The 26,047-nt window shown below is 61.6% G+C and carries 22 protein-coding genes and 6 pseudogenes; 15 read left to right on the top strand and 13 right to left on the bottom strand.

Annotated elements, in window-relative coordinates:
* Window positions 1–13 precede the first annotated feature (13 nt).
* The 3 genes from B586_RS02600 to B586_RS02585 all read right to left on the bottom strand — a co-directional run bounded on the left by B586_RS02600 (window position 14) and on the right by B586_RS02585 (window position 4,359).
* Entirely contained in the window at window positions 14–2,950 is a 2,937-nt protein-coding gene (locus tag B586_RS02600; RefSeq protein WP_054880751.1) for an MMPL/RND family transporter, read from the bottom strand.
* Entirely contained in the window at window positions 2,947–3,393 is a 447-nt protein-coding gene (locus B586_RS02595) for an MmpS family transport accessory protein (protein ID WP_054880752.1), read from the bottom strand. The genes B586_RS02600 and B586_RS02595 overlap by 4 nt, the downstream gene beginning before the upstream one ends.
* 279 nt (window positions 3,394–3,672) lie before the next feature.
* Entirely contained in the window at window positions 3,673–4,359 is a 687-nt protein-coding gene (locus B586_RS02585) for a TetR/AcrR family transcriptional regulator (RefSeq protein WP_054880754.1), read from the bottom strand.
* Window positions 4,360–4,677: 318 nt separating this feature from the next.
* On the opposite strand from B586_RS02585, the gene B586_RS02580 reads away from it, so the two are divergent.
* Window positions 4,678–5,100, top strand: coding sequence for an MmpS family transport accessory protein (locus B586_RS02580; RefSeq protein WP_168162565.1), 423 nt, complete (start codon window positions 4,678–4,680; stop codon window positions 5,098–5,100).
* Window positions 5,097–7,979, top strand: a complete 2,883-nt coding sequence (locus B586_RS02575) for an MMPL/RND family transporter (protein ID WP_054880755.1) — start codon at window positions 5,097–5,099, stop codon at window positions 7,977–7,979. The genes B586_RS02580 and B586_RS02575 overlap by 4 nt, the downstream gene beginning before the upstream one ends.
* Before the next feature lie 766 nt (window positions 7,980–8,745).
* Here the strand turns inward: B586_RS02575 and B586_RS02565 are convergent.
* The 6 genes from B586_RS02565 to B586_RS21260 all read right to left on the bottom strand — a co-directional run bounded on the left by B586_RS02565 (window position 8,746) and on the right by B586_RS21260 (window position 12,460).
* On the bottom strand, window positions 8,746–9,675 hold the full coding sequence (locus tag B586_RS02565) for a PPE domain-containing protein (RefSeq protein WP_156406693.1): 930 nt from the start codon (window positions 9,673–9,675) through the stop codon (window positions 8,746–8,748).
* A gap of 196 nt (window positions 9,676–9,871) precedes the next feature.
* Window positions 9,872–10,477, bottom strand: a complete 606-nt coding sequence (gene alkX / locus B586_RS02560) for a TetR family transcriptional regulator AlkX (protein WP_047313494.1) — start codon at window positions 10,475–10,477, stop codon at window positions 9,872–9,874.
* A gap of 26 nt (window positions 10,478–10,503) precedes the next feature.
* Window positions 10,504–10,686, bottom strand: coding sequence for a rubredoxin (locus tag B586_RS02555; protein WP_047313328.1), 183 nt, complete (start codon window positions 10,684–10,686; stop codon window positions 10,504–10,506).
* Complete coding sequence (locus B586_RS02550) at window positions 10,683–10,856, bottom strand: rubredoxin (protein ID WP_047313495.1); 174 nt, start codon at window positions 10,854–10,856, stop codon at window positions 10,683–10,685. The genes B586_RS02555 and B586_RS02550 overlap by 4 nt, the downstream gene beginning before the upstream one ends.
* Window positions 10,856–12,079: an alkane 1-monooxygenase gene (locus tag B586_RS02545; protein ID WP_047313329.1), complete on the bottom strand. Its 1,224-nt coding sequence runs from the start codon at window positions 12,077–12,079 to the stop codon at window positions 10,856–10,858. The genes B586_RS02550 and B586_RS02545 overlap by 1 nt, the downstream gene beginning before the upstream one ends.
* A 243-nt stretch (window positions 12,080–12,322) precedes the next feature.
* A complete protein-coding gene (locus B586_RS21260) occupies window positions 12,323–12,460 on the bottom strand; it encodes a hypothetical protein (protein WP_168162498.1) in 138 nt (45 codons plus the stop codon).
* Window positions 12,461–13,215: 755 nt separating this feature from the next.
* Here B586_RS21260 and B586_RS02540 point away from each other — a divergent pair.
* From B586_RS02540 to B586_RS02520, 7 genes and pseudogenes are all read left to right on the top strand, one after another.
* Window positions 13,216–14,130, top strand: coding sequence for a PPE domain-containing protein (locus B586_RS02540; protein WP_156406692.1), 915 nt, complete (start codon window positions 13,216–13,218; stop codon window positions 14,128–14,130).
* A gap of 88 nt (window positions 14,131–14,218) precedes the next feature.
* The gene (locus B586_RS02535; protein WP_082607715.1) at window positions 14,219–14,398 is read left to right on the top strand and encodes a hypothetical protein; all 180 of its coding nucleotides are present in this window, start codon (window positions 14,219–14,221) and stop codon (window positions 14,396–14,398) included.
* A 5-nt stretch (window positions 14,399–14,403) separates the two neighbouring features.
* Window positions 14,404–15,708, top strand: coding sequence for a PPE family protein (locus tag B586_RS02530; RefSeq protein WP_236971346.1), 1,305 nt, complete (start codon window positions 14,404–14,406; stop codon window positions 15,706–15,708).
* A gap of 290 nt (window positions 15,709–15,998) precedes the next feature.
* A pseudogene (locus tag B586_RS21800) lies at window positions 15,999–16,253 on the top strand (amine oxidase); the annotation flags it as partial.
* Entirely contained in the window at window positions 16,230–16,511 is a 282-nt protein-coding gene (locus tag B586_RS21795; protein ID WP_257720477.1) for a DUF1365 family protein, read from the top strand. The pseudogene B586_RS21800 and the gene B586_RS21795, both read left to right, overlap by 24 nt.
* Window positions 16,512–16,636: 125 nt before the next feature.
* Window positions 16,637–17,397: pseudogene (locus tag B586_RS22560) on the top strand (SAM-dependent methyltransferase); the annotation flags it as partial.
* 17 nt (window positions 17,398–17,414) lie between these two features.
* Window positions 17,415–17,844 (top strand): annotated as a pseudogene (locus tag B586_RS02520) (DUF1295 domain-containing protein); the annotation flags it as partial.
* A gap of 23 nt (window positions 17,845–17,867) precedes the next feature.
* Here B586_RS02520 and B586_RS02515 read toward each other — a convergent pair.
* Window positions 17,868–19,067 carry an IS110 family RNA-guided transposase gene (locus tag B586_RS02515; protein WP_054880758.1) on the bottom strand — a complete coding sequence of 400 codons (1,200 nt, stop codon included), beginning with the start codon at window positions 19,065–19,067 and terminating at the stop codon, window positions 17,868–17,870.
* Between the two features lie 266 nt (window positions 19,068–19,333).
* Here B586_RS02515 and B586_RS02510 point away from each other — a divergent pair.
* The 3 genes and pseudogenes from B586_RS02510 to B586_RS02500 form a co-directional block, all read left to right on the top strand.
* Window positions 19,334–19,675: pseudogene (locus B586_RS02510) on the top strand (DUF1295 domain-containing protein); the annotation flags it as partial.
* Between the two features lie 48 nt (window positions 19,676–19,723).
* Complete coding sequence (locus B586_RS02505; RefSeq protein WP_047313688.1) at window positions 19,724–20,299, top strand: sigma-70 family RNA polymerase sigma factor; 576 nt, start codon at window positions 19,724–19,726, stop codon at window positions 20,297–20,299.
* Between the two features lie 48 nt (window positions 20,300–20,347).
* Window positions 20,348–21,047 (top strand): annotated as a pseudogene (locus B586_RS02500) (anti-sigma factor).
* Between the two features lies 1 nt (window position 21,048).
* Here the strand turns inward: B586_RS02500 and B586_RS02495 are convergent.
* Genes B586_RS02495 through B586_RS02485 form a run of 3 tightly spaced genes read right to left on the bottom strand, consistent with a single transcriptional unit; the run spans window position 21,049 to window position 22,821 of the window.
* Window positions 21,049–21,903, bottom strand: a complete 855-nt coding sequence (locus B586_RS02495; protein ID WP_047313690.1) for a hypothetical protein — start codon at window positions 21,901–21,903, stop codon at window positions 21,049–21,051.
* Between the two features lie 8 nt (window positions 21,904–21,911).
* A complete protein-coding gene (locus tag B586_RS02490; protein ID WP_054878814.1) occupies window positions 21,912–22,427 on the bottom strand; it encodes a mycothiol transferase in 516 nt (171 codons plus the stop codon).
* 10 nt (window positions 22,428–22,437) lie between these two features.
* The gene (locus B586_RS02485) at window positions 22,438–22,821 is read right to left on the bottom strand and encodes a VOC family protein (RefSeq protein WP_054880759.1); all 384 of its coding nucleotides are present in this window, start codon (window positions 22,819–22,821) and stop codon (window positions 22,438–22,440) included.
* A 47-nt stretch (window positions 22,822–22,868) separates the two neighbouring features.
* On the opposite strand from B586_RS02485, the pseudogene B586_RS02480 reads away from it, so the two are divergent.
* The 3 genes and pseudogenes from B586_RS02480 (at window position 22,869) to B586_RS02470 (ending at window position 26,035) form a co-directional block, all read left to right on the top strand.
* Window positions 22,869–24,274, top strand: a pseudogene (locus B586_RS02480) (N-acyl-D-amino-acid deacylase family protein).
* Window positions 24,275–24,314: 40 nt separating this feature from the next.
* Window positions 24,315–25,616: a PPE family protein gene (locus tag B586_RS02475; RefSeq protein ID WP_052915595.1), complete on the top strand. Its 1,302-nt coding sequence runs from the start codon at window positions 24,315–24,317 to the stop codon at window positions 25,614–25,616.
* A gap of 17 nt (window positions 25,617–25,633) precedes the next feature.
* Window positions 25,634–26,035, top strand: a complete 402-nt coding sequence (locus B586_RS02470; protein WP_047313692.1) for a hypothetical protein — start codon at window positions 25,634–25,636, stop codon at window positions 26,033–26,035.
* The last annotated feature ends 12 nt before the right edge of the window (window positions 26,036–26,047 follow it).

Raw genomic sequence — 26,047 nt, 5'->3', positions numbered from 1 at the left:
GCCGCACTCGCCGTCAGTAGTGCGGTGTGGTTACCGAGAACCGATCGGTGTCTGCGGCGTCGGCCGCTTTCCCATCCCTGGGCAGCAGCAGTGCACGAACCACCGGACGGGGTCCGTACGGTCGGAGCAGTTGACTCGCTGGCCGAGTGCGGACCTGCTGCGGCCACCAGAACCAACGTCCCAGCAGGGCGGCGATCGAGGGCATCATGAACGAGCGCACGATCAGTGTGTCGAACAAAAGACCCAGGCCGATGGTGGTACCAACCTGCCCGATGACCTTCAAATCGCTGAAGATGAACGACGCCATGGTGGCGGCGAACACCAGACCCGCGGACGTCACCACAGCCCCGGTGCCGGCCATCGAGCGAACAATTCCGGTCTTCAATCCGGCATGGATTTCCTCTTTAAAGCGGGAAACTAGCAGCAGGTTGTAGTCCGATCCCACCGCTAAGAGCAGGATGACGGACATCGCAAGCACCATCCAGTGCAATTCGAAGCCGATAATGTCCTGCCAGACGAGGACGGACAGTCCAAAAGACGCACCCAACGAAAGCAGCACAGTTCCCACAATGGTGATCGCGGCCACCAGGCTTCGGGTAATGATCAACATGATGATCAAGATGAGGCTGGCCGCAGCTATTCCCGCGATTAGCAGGTCGTACTTGGACCCATCGCGCATGTCCTTGTATACCGAGGCAGTGCCGGCAAGGTAAATTTTGGCGCCCTCCAGCGGTGTCCCTTTGATGGCTTCCTTCGCCGCGCTCTTGATCGGATCGACGTGCGAAATGCCTTCGGGGGTAGCGGGATCCCCTTCATGGGAAATGATGAAGCGGGCCGCGTGCCCGTCCGGCGAGAGAAACATCTTCAGGCCGCGCTTGAAATCGGGGTTGTCGAAGACCTCCGGCGGGATATAGAAGGAGTCGTCGTTGCGGGCGGCGTCGAAAGCCTTGCCCATCGCCGTTGAATTTTGGCTCATCACGTCCATCTGGTCATACAAGGACGACATCGAGCTGTGCATCGTCAGCATCATGGTCTTCATCGTCGTCATGGTCGCGATCATCGGCGGCATTTGGGCGAGCATCTGCGGCATTAACCGATCCAGCTCGTCTATGTCGCCGGTGAGAGCCACGAACTTTTCGGTGATCTGATCCAATCCATCTAGGGCGTCGAATATCGATCGCAACGACCAACAGAGCGGAACGTCGAAGCAATGCCTTTCCCAGTAGAAGTAGCTACGAATCGGACGCCAGAAATCATCGAAATCAGCGATGTGATCGCGCAATTCGCTGGTAACGGCGACCATTTCATGGGTAAGACTGTCCATGTGGTGGGTGGTCGCGGCGATCTTCGATGTGATGTCATACATGCGCTGCATCGTGTCAATAGACTGCTGCATCGCGTCGGCCTGTTTAAGCATGTCCGCCATGCGCTCATGTAGATACTGCTGGTTCTCGACCTGCGTCGTGTTTTGCATGCTGATCTGAAACGGTATGGACGTATGCTCGATCGGCGTTCCCAGCGGTCTGGTTATCGCCTGGACACGCGCCACACCGGGGATATGGAAAACACCCCTGGCGATCCGGTCCAGCACCAGCATATTGGCCGGATTACGCATATCGTGGTCGGTCTCGATCATGAGCAATTCCGGATTCATCCGGGCCTGGGAAAAGTGCCGGTCCGCGGCGGCATATCCGATGTTCGCCTTGGTGCTGGCAGGCAAATACCTGCGACCGTCGTAATTGGTCTTGTAGCCGGGCAAGGCGAGCAACCCGATAAGAGCAATCGCGACCGACACAGCCAGAACCGGCCCAGGCCAACGGACGATGGCGGTGCCCACCCGTCGCCATCCGCGGGTCCTCATCTTCCGTTTGGGATCGAATAGATGGAAGAAACTGCCGATAGTCAGGACAGCCGGACCCAGCGTGATCGCGGCGATCACGGCAACCAGCATTCCCACGGCGCAGGGCACGCCGAGCGTCTGGAAATAGGGCAACCGGGTGAAGCTGAGGCAATACATCGCACCGGCGATGGTCAGACCCGAGCCAATGACAACGTGCGCGGTTCCATGGAACATGGTGTAGAAGGCTTTTTCCCGGTCCTCACCGCGAGTGCGTGCCTCTTGATATCGCCCAAGGACGAATATCGCATAGTCCGTTCCCGCCGCGATGGCCATCAGTACGAGCAGATTAACCGCGAAGGTTGATAGTCCAATGATGTTGTTATAAGCCAGGAAAGCGACAACTTGCCGGGCCGCCATGAGCTCAATCCCCACCATCACGAGGGTCAAGATCACCTGAACAATGGAACGGTAGACAAAAAGCAACATCACGATGATCACCAGGAAGGTGATCATCGTGACCCGTTGGACCCCCTTCTCACCCGCCGTCGACTGATCGGCAGTCAGCGCCGCAGCGCCGGTCACGTAGGCCTTGACGCCCGGCGGCGCCGGTGAGCCGTCCACGACATGTTGGACCGCCTCGACGGACTCGTTGGCTAAACTCTCGCCCTGGTTACCGGCCAAATACACCTGCACATAGGCCGCCTTGCCGTCCGAGCTTTGCGACCCGGCCGCCGTCAGCGGGTCCCCCCAAAAGTCCTGGACATGCTGCACGTGCTTCTTATCCGCCAAGAGCTTCCGGATCAGCCCGTCGTAATAGTGGTGGGCGTCATCGCCAAGCGGTTTATCGCCTTCCAGGACGATCATGATCGTGCTGTCGGTGTTGAACTCGTTGAACACTTGGCCGGCCCGCTTCATCGCCTGCATGGACGGCGCATCGTTGGGGCTCATTGACACCGTGTGTTCTTTTCCGACGACGTCCAGCGATGGGACAAAGACGCTGAGGACGACGACAAGTCCTATCCAGAACAGGACGATCGGCACCGCGAGCTTGTGCACCATCCGTGCAAAAACCGGCATCTGCGGAAGCTGTTTGGCCGGATGATCGGTCATGCGGATTTCACTATGCAGAAGGTTTGAGCATTCACGCCGCTCGTCGACCTTTCGTCTTTGACCACATCGTTCACGATGATCCGGCAGCCGATCTGGTCGCTATCACCCTGCGCCACAACGTTGACGCTCACCGACGGAAGTGTCGTGGTGACCGAGAGCGTCCAGGGCAGGGGCGCGTCACTTACCCGCTGCGGCTGGGCGTCGACGTCCAGATAATTGATGTTGGCCACCGTCCCGGCGGGGCCATAAACCTGGTAGACCACATGCTTGGGGTTAAACGGCTTGATGTCATCGGAAATGCCGCTGTTAACCGCCCGGTTGTCGGAGGCGCCGAAGAAGCTGCGGAGCCGATAAACGCAGAACCCCGCTACCGCAACCACGATCGCAATCACGATCACGATCCACACTTTTCGCACCGCGGCGGCAACCGGAATCTTCACCATCCAATCACCTTCCGCTCATCGGACGCCCCACCGTCCGTTCGACCGCGTTAACCACCGCTCGCCCCTGTATTAGCGTCGACCGAAACTGTTCCTGGCCCAGCTCTGAGAGCCCGCGAAAACGCCTTCCCACCTGGCCGTCCCGCCGAATGCTTTGTTGTGCTAAGTATGTTAGCTGCAGCAGCGGGACAGCGCGCGGCGTGGCCGCGTCTCGACCGCCGTCACGCAAAGCACTGGTGCTCAACGTCATGCGCTCCGCCACAGCACAGCCCCTGTCTCTGTTCACTGCGATCCGGAGATGAGGCCGATGCAGGTGGCGGTAAGCAGTCGAGTCAGCGCGGCGGCAAAGTCAAGGTTCCACTCAGGTGGGAGAACCTCCGGTTCCTCGGCGTAGGCGTCGGTGAGCCGCTCCGGGGGGTTTGCGATCTGCCACACGGTAGCCGCCAAAGAGTAGGCGGCCAGCAGGATGTCGAATGCGCCCGAACGCCCGAGCGCGGGCAACGCGTGCTGGATTGCGTCCGCCAGGGCGATCACAGCAGCGGTACTGGTCCGCTTGACCTCGACGACCCTCGCGACGTCCACTTCGTGCTCAAGATGCAGATGCAGATTGGCGAGCAGATCGCAGAACAGCGGGTCGGCGGCCAGCCCGTTGGCCAACGTCTCAGCGACCCGCAATGGCGACATCGGACCGGGTTCCGCCAACTTTTCACACACCGTGTTCGACCACCGCACCCAACCCTCAGCGGCGAGGTGCAGCAGGACCTCTTTATGGGAGGTGAAGTAGCGGCGCACCGCGGAGTAGTGAATTCCGGCGCGGCCGGCGACAGCGGTCAGCGTCACCGACGCCACACCGGTCTCGAGCGCCAGTGAGCGTGCGGCTTCCACCAGCGCGGCCGCCCGTTGACGCTTGTTTTCCTCGGTGCGGGCGCGCTGGAACGTAAGTTGCGCCACCGCCCGAGGATAACGCACAGTACGTGATTTGCATAACGCACGGGGCGTGATTTGTCAGCGGCACACAGTAGCTTGCCGTTACGCACGTGATATGCGTTACACTCCAGGAGCGCGACAGGAAGGAGGCAACAGCCGGCCCCGTGATTTACTTTGGCAAGGCTTGGTTGCACTCCGGCCAAAGCGCCTCCTGCTCGGGCCGACCACCGCAGAGCTGCGGCGGTCTGGGATTGTGGTGCGGGCGGTCCGGCGCGACGATCTGAAGTTGAACTTGATCGAGCAGACAACGGGCCGGCGATGTCCAAATGCCAACAGGGTAAGGGGATTCCAATTTTCAAGCTGTTGTCACGGATTTGGATTCCACTTGTCGTCCTGGTGGTACTCGTCGTCGGCGGATTCGTTGTGTACCGCGTCCACGGTTTTTTCGCCTCCGAGAAACGCGAGTCGTACGCAGACAGCAACCTGGGAAGCAGCAAGCCGTTCAACCCCAAGGAGATTGTTTACGAGGTCTTCGGCCCACCCGGAACGGTCGCAGATATCAGCTATTTCGACGTCAACTCCGACCCTCAGCGAGTCGATGGGGCACAATTGCCATGGTCGCTACATATGACCACAACCTTGGCCGCAGTGATGGGAAACCTTGTGGCGCAGGGCAATACCGATAGTATCGGCTGCCGAATCACGGTGGACGGCGTGGTCAAAGCCGAGAGAGTTTCCAATGAGGTCAACGCCTACACCTACTGCCTGGTGAAGTCCGCGTGACGACCAAATACGCGAACGACCTTGACACCCACACCGAGCGACCGTTCGTCGCCAGGATGATCCACCGGCTTGCGGTACCGATCATCTTGGCCTGGCTGGCCATTGTCGTCGCCGTTAGTGTCTTCGTCCCATCACTAGAAGACGTCGGGCAAGAGCGTTCAGTGTCGCTGAGCCCTAAGGACGCGCCGTCGTACATCGCGATGAAGAAGATGGGCCAGGCCTTCAACGAAGGAAACTCCGACAGCGTAATCATGATCGTCCTGGAAGGCGATAGGCCGCTTGGCGACGATGCTCACCGGTTTTACGACACCCTGATTCGTAAGTTGCGGGCCGATAAGCACGTGCAAAGCGTCCAAGACTTTTGGGGGGATCCACTCACCGCGGCTGGCGCTCAAAGCAATGACGGTAAGGCCGCCTACGTCCAATTGAGTCTCGCGGGTAACCAAGGTGAGCCACTGGCTCAAGAATCCATCGACGCGGTCCGCAAAATCGTCGCGCAAACACCTGCACCGCCCGGGATAACGGCCTGGGTCACCGGGGCGTCGGCCTTGATTGCCGATATGCACCATAGCGGCGACAAATCCATGATCCGGATCACCGCAACGAGTGTGATCGTGATTTTAGTGATGTTGCTGCTTGTCTATCGATCGTTCATCACCGTGGTGCTGCTGCTGTTCACGGTCGGGATCGAATCGGCGGCGGCGCGGGGAGTCGTCGCGCTGCTCGGGCATACCGGGCTCATCGGTCTGTCCACTTTCGCGGTGAGTCTGCTCACGTCCTTGGCGATCGCGGCCGGCACCGACTACGGGATCTTCATCATCGGGCGCTACCAGGAGGCCCGCCAGGCCGGCGACGACAAGGAAACGGCCTTCTACACCATGTACCGGGGAACCTCGCACGTCATCTTGGGCTCTGGGCTGACCATCGCCGGGGCGACGTTTTGCCTCAGCTTCGCCCGGATGCCCTATTTCCAAACCCTGGGCATTCCGTGCGCGGTGGGGATGCTCATCGCGGTGGCGGTCGCACTCACCCTGGGACCGGCGCTGCTGACGGTCGGCAGCCGTTTCGGCCTGTTTGAACCCAAGCGGCTGATCAAGGTCCGTGGCTGGCGACGGGTCGGCACCGTGGTGGTGCGCTGGCCGCTGCCCGTTCTCGCCACCACTTGCGCCATCGCCATGGTCGGCCTGCTGGCCCTGCCGGGATATAAGACCAACTACAACGACCGGGCGTATCTGCCCACATTCATTCCCGCCAACCAAGGATTTGCCGCCGCGGATCGCCATTTCCCACAGGCCCGGATGAAACCCGAGATTTTAATGATCGAGTCGGATCATGATATGCGAAATCCGGCCGACTTCCTCGTCCTGGACAGGCTGGCCAAAGGAATCTTCCATGTTCCAGGAATTTCCCGGGTCCAGGCGATAACCAGACCCGACGGGACGGCAATGGATCATACGTCGATACCGTTTCAGATAAGCATGCAAAACGCCGGCCAAGTACAAACCTTGAAGTATCAGCAAGACCGGATGAATGACATGCTAAAACAGGCCGACGAGATGGCCAAAACGATTGCCACGATGCGGCGCATGCACCACTTGATGACGCTGCTCGCCGAAAATACTCACCGCATGGCCAACGACACCGTAGAGATGCAGCAAATCACCAATCAACTGCGTGATGAACTCGCAAACTTTGATGATTTCTGGCGGCCGATCCGCAGCTACTTCTACTGGGAAAAGCATTGTTTCGACGTCCCGATCTGTTGGTCGTTTAGATCGATATTCGACGCGCTGGACGGCGTGGACCAGATCGACGAGAAACTGAACACTTTGGTTGGCGACATCAAAAACATGGATCTGCTGATGCCGCAGATGTTGGAACAGTTCCCGCCGATGATCGAAAGCATGGAGAGCATGCGGACCATGATGCTGACCATGCACAGCACCATGTCCGGGATCTTTGATCAGATGAACGAGCTGAGCGACAACGCCAATGCGATGGGGAAGGCATTCGACGCGGCCAAAAACGATGACTCGTTCTACCTTCCGCCCGAGGTTTTCAAAAACGCCGACTTCAAGCGCGCGATGAACTCGTTCCTGTCATCGGACGGACACGCGGCTCGCTTCATCATTTTGCATCGGGGAGATCCCGCCACCCCCGAGGGCATCGCAAGCATCAACGCAATACGCACGGCAGCCGAGGAGGCGCTCAAGGGAACCCCCTTAGAGGACGCCAAGATCTACTTGGCCGGCACGGCGGCCGTCTTCAAGGACATCGACGAGGGCGCCAACTGGGATCTTGTGATCGCGGGGATTTCGTCGCTGTGCCTGATTTTCATCATCATGCTGATCATTACCCGAGCCTTTGTAGCCGCCGCCGTTATCGTGGGTACGGTCGCACTTTCACTGGGCGCGTCCTTCGGACTGTCCGTGTTGCTCTGGCAGCACATTCTCGGTATCGAATTGCACTATCTGGTGCTCGCGATGTCGGTCATCGTGCTGTTGGCGGTGGGATCTGACTACAACCTGCTGCTGGTGTCGCGGTTCAAACAGGAAATCCATGCCGGATTGAAGACCGGCATCATCCGTTCGATGGGCGGCACCGGCAAAGTCGTGACGAACGCCGGGCTGGTGTTTGCGTTCACGATGGCATCCATGGTCGTCAGCGACCTGCGAGTGATCGGACAGGTGGGCACCACCATCGGTCTGGGTCTGCTGTTCGACACGTTGATTGTGCGCTCGTTCATGACGCCGTCCATCGCCGCGCTGCTGGGACGCTGGTTCTGGTGGCCGATGAGAGTGCGTTCCCGGCCGCTGCGGACCCCGGCCGCGCCGGTCGAATCCCATCCAGACCGTTCCCTGGTTTACAGCACTAGGTGACCGCCCAGGCTCGGTGTCCGTCGCGGTCGCCGCGACCCACCGTAACCTCGCCCAATCCGAATAGCAGCGAGAGATCTTGGCCCATGTCGGTTCTGCCCATACCGATGCTGGGCTGGGATTTCTGTCCCGAGTTTGGACATTTTGCTTAGTACCCCGGTTTGAAACCGGGGTCGGTGAGGGTTTTTCGCTGAGCATCGGGAATCGCCGGCGGGAAGGTTGTGTGCGAGGAGGATCGGTGGTGCCGGCAGGCCAGCAGAGCCCGAGGCGAAGTCCAGGCGTTGCCCGGTCCCCTCAAGGCCGAGCTCATCGAGCCGGCAGAAGTGGTCAAGTCAGCGCAGGCGAAGCCTGCATCACGGGTAGCGCCGTGCACGTCGAGGTCTTTCGGATGGTTGGTGTAGGAACCTTCATCGTCGGAAGACCTCGCCCCCTACCCAGACACCGACGGCGCTGACCTCCTCTAGACCCTCATCTGCGATGAGCCACAAAAGAGCGTGAAATGTCAAGTCCCGGTGGTAGGGCGTCCCGCATTCGAGCCGACCAGGAGGCGACGAACCCTTCACCACGCCGTGGCCGGCGACACTGGGCTCGGCCACGCAGATGATCACGACAACCGACCATCACCGGACCACAGCGAGGTGACCGACCACACCGCGAATACCTCACAAATCGACGAGATACCGCCACTAATCGCCGATTATCTTAACCTCGTTGAGCGATTGTTCGTCGAACACCGTTCAGCGATCAACTCGCAAGTAATCGACGCTACTTATTTCTGGTCCAAAATTATTAATCTGTTGGCGTCCTCGGTGACCTTATACTTAGAGGCGCTGACCACCAAATTGGCCACAAACTGCTGAGAGATTTCGTTGGCTTTAGCGTTGACCGACCGATACTGCATCCCCTGCGCATTCAGCTTCGACGCAATTGACTGAGATACCTCGTCGGCAGCCGGCGCCCGCACCCCCGTTATCACAGGGTCCGCAGTGGCGTTGATGAACTTTAAGTCACCAAGAATCTGCTTTAGCTTGCCGGCCGCCTGCAGCAGTGCGGTTGGGTCGGCCGACACAGAATGGCGGTCCACCACATTCAGGTCGACGGGCGAGACGACCTCCACAGAGCCTGAAGGATCGTCAAACGGCCTCAACCTCGCCACGGCGTCCCCCACCGAACTCTCATAGACCTCCATCGCGTAAGTATTCTGTGACCACATTTTGTGGTACCGATGGTCGAGTTCGGCGATCTCCGACGTGTACGCGCCCAAGGAGTAGATGTTCTGTATCGCCAGTTCTTTGCGCGCAGACCGGTTAGCCCTAATTTTCTCCAGGGACACCGTGCTATCACGAGCCGAGCAATAGGCGCGCGCCGCAGCTCCGGCCTGATTACAGGCCCGCTCGGCCTCGTCTGCGGCGTTGTGCATCCAGCCACTTATCCGCGAGGCCTCGGCCGCCATACGACGCGACGATTCCCCGAGCCACGACGCCTCCTGCACCCCCAGGACCAGCCCCCGAAACCGGTACTCAGCCTCAAGCAGCCCGAGGCACACCTTTTCCCATGATATTTCCGCCGCCAGTAGTGAATCCGTACCTGGACCCGAGCGTATCAACGCAGAGGTGACCTCCGGTGGCACCTTGTTCTCGAAATTCACCGCATTGCTTCCTGCCATTCGAATATGGTCAATGACTTGACCAGTCAACACAATGTTGATCTGATAACAACTTCGGTGTTTTTATACAAACCAACGCTAGCTACAATAAAAAGCCGCGATATTATAAAATCGCTCAAAACTAGAACACGAAGTGTCCGGAATTAGTTTCCTGTAGCACCACGCTAACAGCTTCTAGCTGTCCTTTTCCGTAGGCCCATACCTCCCGCCGCAGCCCCCGCAGGTCAGGTCAAGGTGCGTTGACGACCCCGTGACGCTCGGCGAACGGCGTCATTAAACGCGCCAGGTCCGCCGCGACGTCGTGGTCGGCTTCCGGGGGCATCGACACGTAGCTCAACGACAGCCTGACGATGGCACGCGCCAGGATGCCGGCGTCTTCATCGCTAGTAGCCACCCAGCTCTGAGTGAACGCCATCGCCAACCGAGCCGACGCACGAGTGATCATAGGCGCGCTGTCGGTCGTGATGAGCTGCAACAGATCAGGCTTGGCGACGCCGGTCAGCAACGAAATCACCAATGGGTCCGCCGCCGACTCGGAGAAGAATGACCGAAAACCCTGCAGGAACGATTCGTAGATGTTGCCAACGTTGGCGTCCAGGGCGGCATGGACGCTGTCAACCAGGCGATCAGCCAGACGCAGCGCATAGCCCTGCGCCAGGCCCTGCCGTGAGCCGAACTCGTTGTAAATGGTCTGCCGGCTGATACCAGCGGCCCGGGCGACGTCGGACAACGTGATAGCCGACCAGTCTCGGGTCAGCAGCAGATCCCGCATCGCATCTAATACCGAATCACGCAACAAGACGCGCGACGCTTCGGCATAAGGAATCCGCTTCACCGGCGCGAGGATATCGTTTTGGGCGCTCACGGGCGCGCAACCTCTACCATCTCGAAGTCCGCCTTGGCCGCGCCGCAGTCCGGACAGCTCCAGTCCTCGGGGATGTCGTCCCAGCGGGTGCCGGGCTCGATGCCATCTTCCGGCCAGCCCTGCGCCTCGTCGTACTCGAAGCCACATTGGACGCAGCGGAACAGTTTGTAGTCACTCATGTGAGTTCTCCTAGCTTCTGGAAATCTGGTTTCTCGCGCACCGCACAGTCCGGACAACACCAGTCACCGGGGAGCTGCTCCCACCGCGTGCCCGGCGGAAAGCCTTCTCTGGCATCGCCTTTGGCCTCGTCGTAGATGTAGTCGCAGACCGGGCACTGGTAGGCGGCCATCATTGTGCAGCGCCATAGGTGGCCAGCAGCTTCTCCCTCAACCTGGGCTGCACGTTAGCCCGAGCGATATCGCCGCCGTAGTGCGCCAGCACCCGACGATCCATCACCTTGCGCCACAGCGGCGGGAAATACGCCAGCGTGATCATCGACGCATACCCGCTCGGCAGGTTGGGCGAGCCATCGAGGCTACGCAGTGTCTGATAGCGGCGAGTCGGATTGGCATGGTGATCGCTATGCCGCTGCAAGTGGTACAGGAACAGGTTGGTAACCAGATGGTCGGAGTTCCAGCTGTGCTCGGGGGCGCAGCGCTCGTAGCGGCCGGTCGCGATCTTTTGCCGCAGCAATCCGTAATGCTCGAGATAGTTCACCGTCTCAAACGTGGTCCAAGCGTACAGCGCCTGAATAACCACCAACGGGATCAGCGCCGGGCCGAACACCGCGATCAGTGCACCCCACAACACCACCGACATCAGCCAGGCGTTGAGCACGTCGTTGCCTGGGTACGTTTGCGGATTCCATGGGCTTCGCCCCCGGCGCCGCGCCCGCTGAGCCTCCAACCGCACGGCGGAACGCAGGCCGCCGACAACACTGCGCGGCAGGAACTCCCAGAATGTCTCGCCGAAGCGGCTTGATGCCGGATCCTCGGGTGTGGCCACCCGGACGTGGTGGCCACGGTTGTGCTCGATGTAGAAGTGCCCATAGCAGCTCTGCGCGAGGGTCAGCTTGGACAGCCACCGCTCCAGGGCTTCCTTCTTGTGCCCCATCTCGTGCGCGGCGTTCATGCCGACGGCGCCGAGAACACCGATCGACAGCGCCAGCCCGACCTTCGCCGGCCAGCTCAGCCCGCCCGGATAACCCAGCCAACTCAGGTCCGACGCGGTGAACAGGTAGGCACCAACGATCACGCTGGCATATTGGAAAGGGAGGTAGGCGTACGTGCAGTAGCGGTAGTACTTATCACGCTCCAGCCGCTCCATGACCTCGTCGGGCGGGTTCTGTCCGTCCGGACCGAACTTCAGGTCCAACGCGGGCAGCAGGATGTAGACCAAGAACGGCCCGACCCACAACAGCGCCGGCGAGACAGCCTGCCAGCCAACCTGATTCATGCCCCAGATGATCGGCAGGATCAACAACAGCATCGTCGGGGGAACCAGTCCGATAAGCCATAGGTAGCGCTTCTTGTCACGCCACACTGCGACGTCGGGTCTGAGTTCTGCGGTCATGCGCCCACCTCCTAGTCAGTCCCCCGAGGCCAGATTGGACAATACGGCAAATTGCGTCTTATGTCTAGACATAAGACGCAATTTTGTAAACTCACTGGATCCTGGGGTTCTCACCGACCGTGGACAGCAGGATGCGCAGTTCTTCGTTGGCGATCCATGCCGACAGGATCTGGGCGCTGGGCCCTCGGCGTCAAGCGTGTTTCTCGTCTTAGCGAAGCTCTTGCCCGACAAGCGTTCTCGTCTTCACAACAGCCGGCTCCGGTTGGCCCACTCGAGGTCAAGTTTGCGGCCGCGCCGCTCACGCAGGTCCCAGGTCACCCGGCGGCGCACATTAATCGGTGCGCCGTTAGCTAACTTGGCCAGGTGGAAGTGAGCCATCACGAGCGTGGGCCTCTCGCAGCGCTTAGGATCGCCGCGGCGTAGCTTGCGGCGGGGTCTATAGCCACGAACTGAACGGCGTCGCAGGACTCGGCCACCGAGCGGGCGCCTCCCCAATCGCTGAACCGACCGCCGTACGCAACCGCGTAGTGATCCGCGATCGTGCCGGCACTGGGTCAATCGCCTCTGTGAAACGAGCCTCGCTGACAGTAGTCCTCCTGCCCCATCGGGTCTTGTTCCACCACACCATGATTCGATCCACACCGTAAGGAATCACAACCCTTAGTTCCCTTCGTCGCCCAAATGCCTCGCAACACTCAGACTTCCCAAGGCCAAGGGCCGATCAACGAGCCCCTTGCCCGGTCAAGATCGACGAGTCCTTTTGCAGCATCTATTTAAGTGTTGCCGTAAGAAACTAATTCCGGATTGTCGTTGCGTCTTCTTTGTGTACATTGGGGAAGGATTTGACATGCGGCCGAGTCGGTGGTGCACTGTGTAGCCCTGTGTTCTAGTTTTTTGAGGTGGGCTTATTCTTTTGCGATCTCTTATTTGTTCCGTAATTATGGAGCGGAAATTCAGCATCACCGTCGCGGGGTACTGCTACCGGCACTGCTCGAGTTAATTGTTAATGAGGGGGAAAGCGCATGACGTCACTTTTCTGGCGTTTGTTCGCATGCGGCCAGCGAGGTTGTCAACTGACTAACACTGTGCTGACTAGTTCAGCGACCTGACGGCATTCAAACGAAAGGAAACACGCAGTGGGTTTCGAAGGACGTCCACCGGAGGTTACCTCCACGCTGATGTACTCGGGTCCGGGCAGTGATTCGCTTTGGGACGCATGGACCGCGTGGGACGAAGTGGCCGATGAGCTATCTGAAGCCGCGTTGGAGTTTCAGGGGGTGGTTCGGGGGTTGAGGACGGCATCGTGGCTGGGGAATTCGTCGGATCATATGGCGGCCGCGGCTTTGCGGATCAGCGACTGGATACACGACACCTCAAAGCGCGCTCTGACGACCTGTGCACAGGCCGAAGCCGCGGCGAAGGCCTTTGACAAGGCGCGTAAGGGCACTGTGCCCCCACAGCATGTCGATCTTAACCGGCAAATACGGGATGAACTGGTAGCGCAGAATTTCTGGAATATGACCACGCATCACATCACGGAGCTCGATGTTCGCTACCACAAAATGTGGGCCCGGAATACTACCGCGATGAATACCTATGCGCGTTCCGCGGGGGAGGCCTTAGCGAAATTACCGCTATTTACGGACCCTTCAGGTTTTGCGCGGGCTGACCCAATCTCGCTGAAGCCTAAAAAGCTGGGGGAGGCAAATATACCATACGCTTATATGCTGGACGATCCAACCTCGCTGAAGGAGGCGGCCGACAAACTTATGTCGGTCGGCAAAGAGCTGAAGTCCACCAACAATAAAGAGGCCCCAAAAATAACGGGGGTGCTGCCGCCAGCTGCCGATGCGGTGTCGCAGTCGATTGCGGTGAAGCTGAATGCGCAGGGGGCGCAATATCAGGCGGTCAGCACCAAAGCCGCGACGATCTATCAGCAGTTCGTGGACACTTTGAAGTTCAGCGCTGATATATATGACACCACCGAGGATACCAACAGGCGAACACTGGGGATTCACTCACCAGCAAGGCGTGGTTGCGAAATACTTTAGGACTCACGTTCGACTAGTGCTGCAGCCTTAGATCGAAATCATTGATTCTGACGTCGTCGGAAGTGGGAAACGTGAGATGGAGCTCCAAGTGCGAACGGTTATCGCAGCCGGGTTATTGGTGTTAGGTGGATTGATGACCACCGCGGTGGGCGTGGCCAAGGCAGATGAAATTCAGGTTGAGGGGAACTACTCGACCCTGGCCGCCTGCCAAACCGACGGTCCCCATGTGGAAATCACCCACAACGGGTTGTACACCCATTGGGACTGATATCGATGCCGGTTTGGATGGGCGTGCCGCCGGAAGTGCATTCCGCGGCGCTTAGCGCTGGTCCCGGCCCTGGTCCGCTCATAGCGGCAGCGGTAGCGTGGGCGTCGTTGAGTGCTGAATACGCTTTGGTGGCTGAGGAACTCACAACTGTGTTGGGCGAGGTGCAGGTAGGGGTGTGGCAAGGCCCGAGCGCGGACAGGTACGTGAGCGCGCATGAGCCGTATGTGACGTGGCTGGCCAATACCAGCGCTGACTATGCGGCGGTCGCCAACGCACATGAGGCTATGGCAGCGGCGTATGCCGTTGCGTTGGCGACGATGCCAACGTTGGCGGAGTTGGCCGCCAATCACGCTGCTCATGCGGTGCTGGCGGCGACGAATTTCTTTGGAATTAACACGGTTCCGATCACCGTTAACGAGGCCGACTATGCGCGGATGTGGGTGCAAGCCGCCCTCGTGATGAGCGGCTACCAGGCAGCCTCGGATGCGGCGTTGGAGTCCACGCGGCCCACCACGCCGGCGCCGGTAGTGCTCACACCCGGTATCGGTGAGGTCGGCGATGCGGTGGCCACCGCCACCCAAAACACCGCCCAAACCGGCACTCTGGCCACCGGCCCTCTCGTCCCTGGCCTATGGGAGCTACTCCTCCTGCTACTCCAGGCTGTGGTCAATGTGCTGGCCTTCCTGGTGCAGCTGCTGGTTGGATTGTCGGCCATCGCGATCGGAATCCTACTGCTGCTTTGGGCAAAGCTCTTTCAGCTGCTGGTTGGATTGTTGGCCATAATGTACGGAATCCTGCTGCTGCTTTCTGAGCTGCTCGGGCCGCTGCTTGCGAAATACGCTGTGGAGATCGCGATATCGGTGGCGGCGCTCGTGGCGCTGTTGACGAGTTCTTTGCCTGTGGTCATCGGCGGCCCAACCGCGTTGTCGACCACGTTGCCGCTGAGTCTTGGTGGTTTGGCGAGTGAGCCCACTGAGCCGGTTGTTGAGGCGTCGGAGGTAGCGGGGGCTGCTGCCGCACAAGCTGTGGCAGGGACGCATTCCGCCGCGTCTTCTGCGGTGACGCCGGAGATGAGGCTGGTTTCGAAGGTGGCCCCGGCTCCTGTGGATGCGTCGGCGGTGGCCCCGGATCGGGGGGCCGCAGGTGTAGGGTTCATCGGCACGATACGGAAGAAAGCAATCGGTAAAGCGGCGGCGGGGTTGACGACGTTGGCTGGTAATGGGTTTGGAAGTGCTCCGGAAGTGCCGATGTTGCCGGCCACCTGGGAACCGGGTGGGGCCGCCCCACTTTCTGGACTGCGTATCACATAGGGTCCACACCCGAAAAGGATAAGAGAAATCGGGTGCTGTGGACCGTCAAGGCGAAGCAGCAGCGATCGCCCAAAGACAACTGGCGTCCACCAGCCAGCGACCGCATTGCTCGGGCCAGTTCGGCGTCGGCTGGGGTCAACGACTTGATCGTGACAACTGGCCGCGGCAAGTAATTCGCGGAACTGGCTGGCATCGAGATCGGCGCCAACCAGCTTGCTAGCGACTTCCGGCAGGTTCGCCGTACCCAGGGACGCCGAATTTAGCTCGGCTGCAACAAGGTCAGCTAGAGCATCAGCATGCTGATGCTCTACAACACTCGCACCAGGTTCCTGGTCACCCACGATGGCCAGGACCGAGTAACCCTGCCGCGGTGATCGCTGAGATGGCCTACAGCCATCCGCTGTACACGCCAGAATCGGTTGCAGCACAGGGCAAGCTAGCAGCTCATCACTGACGGCCGAGTGATGTTCGCCGACGCATACCATGGCTGGAGATTCCACGAAGATGGCGCTGCCTCGGGATTGCTGCAAGCGCGTGGACTCGGGTACGTCTGCAACTTGTTTAGCGTCTTTTGGCGGCTGGATGGCTATTACTCGATGCACACACCACAACCCGACAGCAAGGTCCAAATCACCGTCACCTTGCACCGTGGCCACCGGCCGACGTTTAGAGCCAGCCTGTGCAGCAAACATCGACCGGCAACGACTCGGCAGGGAACGATCATGCAAATCATTTCACCGCTGGCACCAAGGTTGGTGGCGACGCGTATCCGGATACAGGGAATCATGTTGTGGCTACGTTGAGTTCGGGTGGTACCCGATAAACATCGTCGAAATTCCGTTTGCAGCAATCGATTAAGTACGTTGTCTGGCGTTAGCGAGGGCACCGTCAAGTCTGCCGCCGCGGCATCGTCGGTCAACGCCGATGCCGGCTGCTGCGTCGTGCTGCGGCGCGGTTGCCGCTGCGTCTGCGCTACCCCAACGGCGGGGTGATCGGCGCCGCCGATCCCAAGTAGCCAACCCTGCTAGTCCACCAGCCGGATGCGCTGGCGCGCCGGATCGGACGGCACGGCCTGATTGGCTTCGGCGAAGCCGTACCTAGCGGGCAAGGGATCTTCGACCGGCCTCACTGCGGTATTGACGGTGTTGGCCGCATCGGTGGCCGACCTGGTACCCGGCACACTGCAACGGCTACGGCCGATCGCCCAGGCCCCTCGACCGCGGTGGCGTGCCACCAACCGAGACCAGGAGAGCGGCGGAACACTATGCTATGCCCAGTCAAACAACTGTTCGCGGAGTTTCTCAACCCGAGCATGACGTACTCGTGCACGCTATTCACCCAACTGCCAGCCCGAACACCCGGGTTCTCCGATTTGGCCGCGGCTCAGCGACGCAAGATCGACCGTCTGCTCGCGGCCTGCTACCGTCCACTAAGGCCATCGTCTGTATCACCGAGCGGCACAACCTGTTACGTACTGTCGACATGACCTCGCTGCACCCGCATTACGCCGAGACCCTGCGGCTCTGGCGGGAACGGTTCATGCAGCGTCGAGATACGTTGGTGCACTTGGGTTTCGACGAGATGTCCGGACGGATGCGAGAGGTGTACCTAGCATAGTCGGAGGCGGGCTTTCGGTCCGGCTATCTAGATGTCAACCAGTGGACATTCGTGCATGGGGGTGCGTGGTGAACGACGGCGGCATTCTGGTGGTTTCAGGCGTGTCGGTGCTAGCGCTGGCGGTGGTGCATTCGATCACGTTTGTCATCGGCCGCAGGTTGGGCCGCTACAACGTCGTTGACGTGGCATGGGGCCAGGGCTTCGTGGCCGTGGCCACCGTTGCCGCGGTCTTCGGCCACGGCGACGCGGGCCGCCCGATGGCTGCTGCTAGCACTGGTGTCGACCTGGGCGCTGCGGCTGAGCTGGCACATTTACCGCAAGACGGCCGGCAAAGGCGAGGATGCGCGTTATGCCAGCCTGCTGCGCGGCGCCACGGCGGGTCAGGTGGTCCGCAAGGTCTTTCTCCTGCAGGGCTTCTTGACGCTATTCGTCTCATTCCCACTACAGCTGTCGGCGGTGAGTGGGCCGACATCGAAGCCGTTACTGGCCGTCACCGGGCTGGGATTGGCGGTGTGGCTTGATGCTCCTATTCGTGTTATGGGTCAAGCGGCGGTGAGCCATTGGCGATAATTGGCGGCGAGGGTGTCGTTGCGTTGGAGTCCGCGTTCGAGTCGGGAGATGTCGTTAGGCCAGACGCCGAAGTGCTCGGCCACGGTGCTGAGAGTGATGTTTTTGGCTTGGCGAGCTGGGCGTAGATCGCTGTAGTCGTCGATGACGCAGGGGCGGGTGAGTAGTCGGAAGACCTCGCGGGCGATGGCGCGTTTGAGGAGGCGCAGGATTTCGGCCTTGCGGCGATTGTTGGTGGTTTGGCGGGCGACGTAGTCGCGGGTGCGCGGGTCATTGGACATTCGCACCAAGGCGATGCGGTACAACGCGTTGTTTGCTGAGCGATCGCCGCCCCGCGAGAGTCGATGGCGGGTCGTCTTGCCCGAGGAGGCCGGAACGGGGGCAACACCGCATAGCGCGGCAAAGGCGGCTTCGCTGCGTAGCCGATATGGGTTGAGGCCGGCGGTGATTAGTAGCGCGGCGGCGGTGTCGGGTCCAATGCCGTGGGCGACGCGCAGCCCGGGGTTGATGCTCTGTACCAGGGTGTCGATCTGGTCGGTGAGTTCACGCTCTTGGCGATGCAGGAACTGCGCGCGAAGGGCCAGCGTCTTGACTGCGCTAAGGACGGCCATGGTGGTCGGGTCACCATGGGCAACAAGCCGGCAACGAGCTAGGGCTTTGACCAGACCGGCTGTGTTGCAACGGCGGTAGCGTTCACGCAGCTCGGCGGGTGCGGTGATCAATAAAGATTGAATTTGGTTGGTCGCTGCGGTGCGGGCTTTGACTGCGCCGCGACGAGCGGTCAACAGAGCGCTCAGCGCCGTGGTGCGTTCGTCTTTCGGGGCGGCAAGGCCGTCCCCGGACAACGCGTTACGGGCCGCGGCATAGGCGTCGAGCGGGTCGGACTTGCCGCGCCGGCGCCGGGTGGCGCGGTCGGGGCGGTTAACTTCGACGACCTCGATGCCGGCGTCCTGCAGCGCCCGGGTCAATCCCGCACCATAGCTGGAAGTGCCTTCCACCCCGGCGATCAGTACTGTCCCGAAGCTCTGCGCCCACGTGAGCGCCTCGCAATAGCCCGTCGGGTTCGTCGGGAACTCCGCATCTGCCAAGGGTTTGCCGGTATCGCTCAACGTGGCGAGGTGAACGGTATCGAGATGCGTGTCGGCGCCAATGACGACCAACTGCGATGCTGTCACGATGGTGATGTTCCCTTCTGCCGGTGTGATCACCGGCGGTTGCGGTGACACCCGGTAGGGCGGGCAGACAAGACATTGATGAGGGAACTACCAGGCTCCTGATTAGGTCATGTCCGCCCTGCCGGGCCTCATGGTGCGACCCGCCCGCCGCCGGTGAGACAGATCAAGAAAAAGACAACCCAGCAGGGCGTCAGTCAGTGCCAGGGTCACCACCGGAAGCGGACGGGCCAGCTAATCATCAACCGTTGCGGTTGAACACCATCAATGTCGGTGTCATCTTCGAAGCGGTCGGGGATCGCCAGCTGCGGGTATTCAAATCCGACCCGGCAAATCGCGGGGTCATCATGGACCGCGGCCTGTGGGCCTGGACGCGCCACCCCAACTATTTCGGCGACGCCTGCGTGTGGTGGGGATTGTGGTTGATCACAATCAACGGCTGGGTGCCGCTGACCACGGTGGTTTCGCCGCTGGTGATGACCTACTTCCTGGTGGACGTGAGCGGGGCCCGGCTAACCGAGAAGTACATGAAGGGCCGTCCGGGTTTCGCGGAATATCAAAAGCGCACAGCATATTTCGTGCCCCGACCACCGCGATGGGCGCCTCGATGATAACCGGCGTACCGATCGCCGTGCCGGCTGACGATAGGCTACCAATCGATGACCGGACCGCCACCGCTGAGCAGCGACCTGGACGCATTGTTGCGCCGGGTAGCCCGCGGCGACCGCGCAGCGTTCGCCGCGCTTTACGACCTCACCAAGACGCGGGTGTACGGACTGGTGACGCGGGTGTTGCGTGATTCGGGCTACAGCGAAGAAACCACCCAGGATGTCTACTTCGAAGTGTGGCGGACGGCGTCGGAATACGACTCCGCCAAGGGTTCCCCGCTGGCCTGGCTGCTGACCATGGCGCACCGGCGTGCCGTCGACCGGGTGCGCAGCGAGGAAGCCGGCAGCCGCCGGGAATCACGCTACGCCGTGGCCAACATCGACCCGGCCAGCGCCCCGACGCACGACCCAGTCGCCGAGTCGGCGATGGCCAGTGACGAACGTCGTCGGGTACTCGCCTGCCTGGATGCGTTGACCGATGCGCAGCGGCAGTGCATTGAACTGGCCTACTACGACGGGCTGACGTACGTCGAAGTGTCGCAGCGACTAGCCGCCAATTTGTCGACGATCAAGTCACGTATGCGCGATGCGCTACGTGGACTGCGTAACTGCTTGGCTGCGCCGTGACCGCGCCGGCGACGATGCAGAGCGCAGCGATGAAAAGGAGCGGCGCACATGACTGAGCCGAACGACTTTCGGCTACTTGAGCTGGCCACCCCATATACCCTGCATGCCGTGTCCGACGCCGAGCGAGCCGACATCGATCGGTCGGTCGCAGCCGCGCCGGCGTCAATCGCGGCTGCCTTCACCAACGAAGTTCGGGCCGTCCGCGAGACCATGGCCGCTATGTCCGCGGCGATCACCGCTGAACCGCCAGAACAGCTGCGCGCGGCCACGCTCGCCACGGTGCAACCCGATACGGGACGCCGGTTGCGTTGGCGTCCAGCGATATTGGCGGCTGCGGCGGCGGCGATCGTGGTGGGGCTGGCCGCGTTTGCCGCCGGGGTGTTGATGCAGCCGGCTGCCACGCCGACGCTCGCCGAGCAGATCCTGACGGCCCCGGATGTGCGGACCGTCTCTGCCCCGCTGGCTACCGGGACGGCCACGGTGATGTTCTCCCGCGACCGCAACGCGGGCGTGCTGGTGATGAACAACGTGCCGCCGCCGTCTCCGGGCACCGTCTATCAGATGTGGCTGGTCGGGTCTCACGGTCCAACATCGGCAGGAACGATGAGCACCGCGGCCGTGGCGCCCTCGACAAACGGCGATGCTCGCCAATCTCGGAACCGCGACGACGCTGGCGTTCACCGTCGAGCCCGGCGCCGGCTCGCCGCAGCCGACCGGAGCGATCTTGGCCCAGTTGCCGCTCAGCTGAGTTAGGCCCTCTTCCAGAGGCTGCCCAGCACTGCGACGAGCACGCCTAATGCCACCAGCGCGGCGCCGGCACCTAGCGTCAGGTTTAGCCATTGGTGCCAGCTGGCCGCGGCGTGGCCGACCATCACGTCGGCGATCTGGCGGATATCGCCAGTGCTCCGATTGAGTGCGTCGTTGATGTACTGGCCACCAACTTCGATAGCTGCCCAACCGGCCGCACCGACTAGTAACGCCGAGACACCGAGGCTGGTCAGTGCTCTGCCTCGGCCGCGTGCCACGGTCAGCATCAATAGGCCGCATACGGCGCTGACGGCTGCCGCGCCGATACTCACCCGAGGACCCCACACCGCGAGCCGGTGCAGTTGCCCCTGTCGCACCGGTTGCGGCGTCGACACTGTCAGCGGAACATTCAACGTTGCAGGAACTTTCACGTTGTGATTGGTCAACAGTTGCTGAAATGAACTGTCTTTGAGCATCGGCGCCACGTCGACCACCCATTGATCTCCGTTGCCGTCGGAGCGCGGTTCGCTGAACAGCCAGGTGTGCGCCGCCCGGTTCGCCTGGGCGAACAGCGACGGAAATGACGGGCTAGCGGTAAATGCGACGGCAGCGTCGTGCACCACCGAGCCGTCGATCGGATAGCGGCGTCCACCGCGTTCAGCGATCAGCGCCATCGCCCGGGTGGCGAGTTCAGCGGCCACGGCGGACTGCAGAGCCGGATCGCCAGCCGCCCGTTCAGCGAACGCCGCGGACCCGGCTTCATCGACGACGTTGCACTGCGTCCACGCCGCTGGAATCGCCACCGCTAGCGCGACAGTGGCGACCAACCAGCACAGCATCGTCACAGCGAACCGCACGCCCAGACTTACTGTGCGATTCCTCGTAGGTATGCGGCCTGGCCAAGGTGCTGCGCACAATCGTCAATGATGCTGACCAATCGTGCGCTGGCGGTAACCGGCGGATCCCAATGGGTGTCCACGATGCGCGCCAACTCATCCGCGTTGACACTGGCGACGTATTCCAACGTGAGCTGGTGCACCGCGTGGTAGTAGCCCGACAACAGACCAGCGGGTGCGCGCACCTTCGCCACATCGTCGCGACTATGGCCATAGCCGGTGTCGTTGCGCGGCAGGTCAAGTCCGAACCGATCCACCCAGCTGTCGCGCGTCCATACCTGCTCTACGCCAGCCACTTCGGCCAACTGAGTGTCTTGCACGCGGGCGCTGTGCCAGATCAGCCAGGCAATGCTGTTGGCGCTCACGGTCGGCTGGTAATAGCAGACCTCATCGGTCAGTCCGTCAGTAAGTTCGTCGACGTGTTCGATCAATCGGGTGAACGCATCCCGGAGCAATTCCCGAGCTGCGGCGTCGGTCCCTGTCATGAGGGCGACGCTACGCTCCCGCCCGATGACAGACCGCTTCGACGTTATTGCCGTCGGGGTCACGCACGAAGGCACCGAAGTAGCCGGGGTGATATTCGGGCCAGAGCCGCGGCGCATGCAACGAATCGGCACCTAAGCCCACCGCCGCCTCGTGGAAGGCGCGCACCGCAGCTTCGTCCGCGGCATGGAACGCGATGTGGACTTCCCGATTGGGCCCCTTGGCCTCACCGGCGGCGGCGTCCGCGATCCAGAAATCCGGCTTGCCGTCGCGGCCGTAGCCGATCGCGACGCCGAAATCCATTTGTCGGGAGAAACCCAGAACGCCCAGAACCGCGTCGTAAAACTCTTGCGATTTCGGGTAGTCAGCGCAGTTGATTCCGATGTGATCGATCACGGCTCCGATCATGGCATGACCCACCGACGCGGTCGTAGATTATTGAAATGCCCTACGACCTGCTTATCCGGCACGGCACCTCGTCGACGGGTTGGGGAGCGAACCATACGTCGGCGACGTTGCGGTGCAAGACGGCGTCATCAAAGCAACAGGTGCAATCAACGGCTACGCGGCCACACGTGAGATCGACGCGACCGGGCTGCTGGTCACCCCGGGCTTTGTCGACCTGCACACCCACTACGACGGCCAGGCCATCTGGTCGGAGCGGCTGACCCCGTCGTCGGCGCACGGGGTGACCACGCCACGAAGACCACGACGTCCTCGTCGACGTGATGGCCGGGGTCGAGGACATTCCGGGTGTCGTCATGACCGACGGCCTGCCGTGGACCTGGGAAACCTTCCCCGAGTACTTGGATGCCCTGGAAGCCGGCAAACGCGATATTGACGTCGCCGCCTACTTGCCGCATTCTCCGCTACGGGTCTACGTGATGGGCCAGCGCGGCGCCGACCGCGAGGAGATCAAAGAGATCGCCAAGGGTGTGGTCGATGGCGGCGGTGGCCTGCTCCAATTCGTGCCCGACATTCCGGCCGGCGGCTACCAACCGGTGCTGCAGACGGTTTTCGATGTCGCCGAGGAGGTCGGGCTGCCGGTCACTTTCACGATGGTTGTCGCCAACGCGGGTGACCCGGTGTGGCCGGATGCCATCGGCCATGGTCGAGAAAGCGAATGCGGCGGGTGGGGATGTCACCACGCAATTGTTGCCGCGTCCGATCGGACTGGTCATCGGACTGCAGCTTTCGGCCAACCCGTTCGTGTTCTACCCGAGCTACCGCGAGATCGCCCAGCTGCCGTTGGCCGAGCGCGTCGCGCAGCTACGCCAGCCCGAGGTTCGCGCCCGCATTCTGTATGTGACCCAAGCCTGGGACTGGATTTTCCCGCTAGGAGACAACCCCAATTACGAACCCGACCCCCGCGACCAGCAACCTGGAGGACAACTCACTCGACACCGTCGGAAAGCTCCTGCACCGCGACGACGTGGTGCTCGGCCTTGGCGACGGCGGTGCGCACTACGGCATGATCTGCGACGCCAGCTACCCAACGTTCTTCCTGGCACATTGGGCACGTGACCGGGCGTGCGGACGGTTCTCGGTGTCCGAAGCTGTCCGTGAACTCACCTCCGTGCCGGCCCGCGTCGCCGGCCTGGCCGACCGCGGCCGGATCGCGGTCGGCTACAGGGCCGACCTTAACGTCATCGACCACGCCGCGCTTCGGTTGCATAAGCCGGTGATCAACTACGACCTGCCCGCCGGCGGGCGTCGGCTCGACCAGACCGCCGAGGGCTATGTCGCGACCGTGGTTTCCGGCCAAGTAATCGCCGAAAACGGGTTGCCGACCGATGCCCGGCCCGGCAAGCTGGTATGTGGTCGTCAATCCGCGCCCCGGTCCGGCTGATACGGCCACGGTGGCGGTCGTCGCCGGCTAAGTTTGAGTAGTGACAAACCCGCATTACGCGTGGTTGCCGCCTGAGATCAATTCGGCACTCATGTTCGCTGGTCCCGGATCGGGGCCGCTGCTTGCTGCAGCCGCGGCATGGGACGAGTTGGCCGAGGACCTGCTGTCGTCGGCAGCGTCGTTTGGGTCGGTGACCGCGGACCTGGCGGGCGGTTCATGGTTGGGTGCGTCGGCGGCGGCGATGATGGCCGTGGCGACGCAATACATGGGGTGGCTCAGCACCGCGGCGGCCCAGGCCACTGCGGCCGCCAGCCAAGCCGCGGCGACGGCGGCCGCGTTCGAGGCGGCGTTAGCGGCCATGGTCCAGCCAGCGGTGGTGGCAGCCAATCGGGTCCTAGTGCAGGTGTTGGCGGCCACAAACTGGTTGGGGCAAAACGCTCCCGCGATCGCGGACATCGAGGCCGCGTACGAGCAAATGTGGGCGTGGGATGTCGATGCGATGTCGGGGTACCACGCCGGCGCGTCAGCAGCGGCTGAGCAATTGGCGCCGTGGCAGCGGGTGCTGCGCGACCTTGGCATTAATATCGGCACGAACAGCGGAAGCTCTGCCAGTGGCCACGTGAGCAGCGGCACCACCAGCGTGACTCCGAGCGCAGGATCGGCGAGCGCCGCCAGCGGCCTAAATCTGGGCTACGGAAACTCGGGTAATTTCAACTTCGGCTGGAACAACGTCGGCAACGCGAATTTCGGCATCGGCAATATCGGCAATTTCGACATCGGTTTTGGGTTGACCGGCGATCATCAGGTGGGCATCGGCAGCTTCAACTTCAGCAGCAGCGCCTGGGCAAACCTTTTCAACCCCGGCAATGCAAACATGGGCATCGGGAATCCCGGCCCGCTCAGCAGCAGCCTCTGGACTCCGGCGGCCGCTACCGGCCCAGCGAACTCAGGGCTGGTAGGCGCCGGACTGGACAGCCCGGGCGACGTCAGCTTCTTCAACTCCGGCCGCTACGTCACGGGCGGTCTCAACGCGGCAAACCTGAACTCGAGCGCCCTCAACCCGGTCGGCGCAAATACGGGCGGCTTCGGCCCGGCGCTGGCGAACTCGAGCTTGCTCAACGCAGCCGCACCAAACCAGGCTATCGCCGCTACCAGCGGATTCGAGTCGGGTAACCCGAACATCGGTGTCGGCGGCGCAGCGGGGCCTAGCTCGACCCTCAGAAACCCCGGCACGAATGCCGCTACCGGAGGTATCCCGAGCTCAGGCTTTTTCAACAAGGTCGCCCGCGACACCGGCATCGTGAGCTCGGACACCCGGCAGCAGGTCCCATCGCAGCCTTGACGCCTATCCTCGAATCCATGGGTGCCAAGAAGGTGGACCTCAAGCGGCTAGCCGCAGCTCTCACGGACTACCCGTTCGCCTATCTGATCACCGTCGATGACGGCTATCGCGTGCATACGGTGACCGTTGAGCCGCTACTGCGCGGAGCGTTCCTTGACGTCGGGCTCATCGGGGGACGCACCCGCAAAAATCTGGCCCAGCGCAGCGACGTCACCCTGCTGTGGCCGCCGCCCGAGCCGGGTGGCTACTCCCTGATCGTCGACGGGAGTGCCGTAGTGACCGACGTCTCCGACGACGACACCGAGACCGCTCGGTTGAGGGTTATTCCCACCCGGGCGCTGCTGCACCGCGAGGCCGATTCACCCTCGGTGGCCAAGGGCTGCCTGCACGACTGCGTGGTGTTCTCGCTTCCGGCCTAGTAAAAGGTCACC

Source organism: Mycobacterium haemophilum DSM 44634 (assembly GCF_000340435.2).
GTDB classification, from domain to species: domain Bacteria; phylum Actinomycetota; class Actinomycetes; order Mycobacteriales; family Mycobacteriaceae; genus Mycobacterium; species Mycobacterium haemophilum.
The sequence above is the reverse complement of the archived record's forward strand: the minus strand, read 5'-3'. Positions and strand labels throughout refer to the sequence as shown.

What these genes read in the sequence shown, in the direction of transcription:
- B586_RS02550 (WP_047313495.1), bottom strand. Translation starts at nt 10,856, where the DNA reads ATGGCCGCCTACCAGTGCCCGGTCTGCGACTACATCTACGACGAGGCC.
- B586_RS02555 (WP_047313328.1), bottom strand. Translation starts at nt 10,686, where the DNA reads ATGAGTGACTACAAACTGTTCCGCTGCGTCCAATGTGGCTTCGAGTAC.
- B586_RS02505 (WP_047313688.1), top strand. Translation starts at nt 19,724, where the DNA reads ATGACCGGACCGCCACCGCTGAGCAGCGACCTGGACGCATTGTTGCGC.
- B586_RS02470 (WP_047313692.1), top strand. Translation starts at nt 25,634, where the DNA reads ATGGGTGCCAAGAAGGTGGACCTCAAGCGGCTAGCCGCAGCTCTCACG.
- B586_RS02545 (WP_047313329.1), bottom strand. Translation starts at nt 12,079, where the DNA reads ATGACCGCAGAACTCAGACCCGACGTCGCAGTGTGGCGTGACAAGAAG.
- B586_RS02490 (WP_054878814.1), bottom strand. Translation starts at nt 22,427, where the DNA reads ATGACAGGGACCGACGCCGCAGCTCGGGAATTGCTCCGGGATGCGTTC.
- B586_RS02530 (WP_236971346.1), top strand. Translation starts at nt 14,404, where the DNA reads ATGCCGGTTTGGATGGGCGTGCCGCCGGAAGTGCATTCCGCGGCGCTT.
- B586_RS02600 (WP_054880751.1), bottom strand. Translation starts at nt 2,950, where the DNA reads ATGACCGATCATCCGGCCAAACAGCTTCCGCAGATGCCGGTTTTTGCA.
- B586_RS02595 (WP_054880752.1), bottom strand. Translation starts at nt 3,393, where the DNA reads ATGGTGAAGATTCCGGTTGCCGCCGCGGTGCGAAAAGTGTGGATCGTG.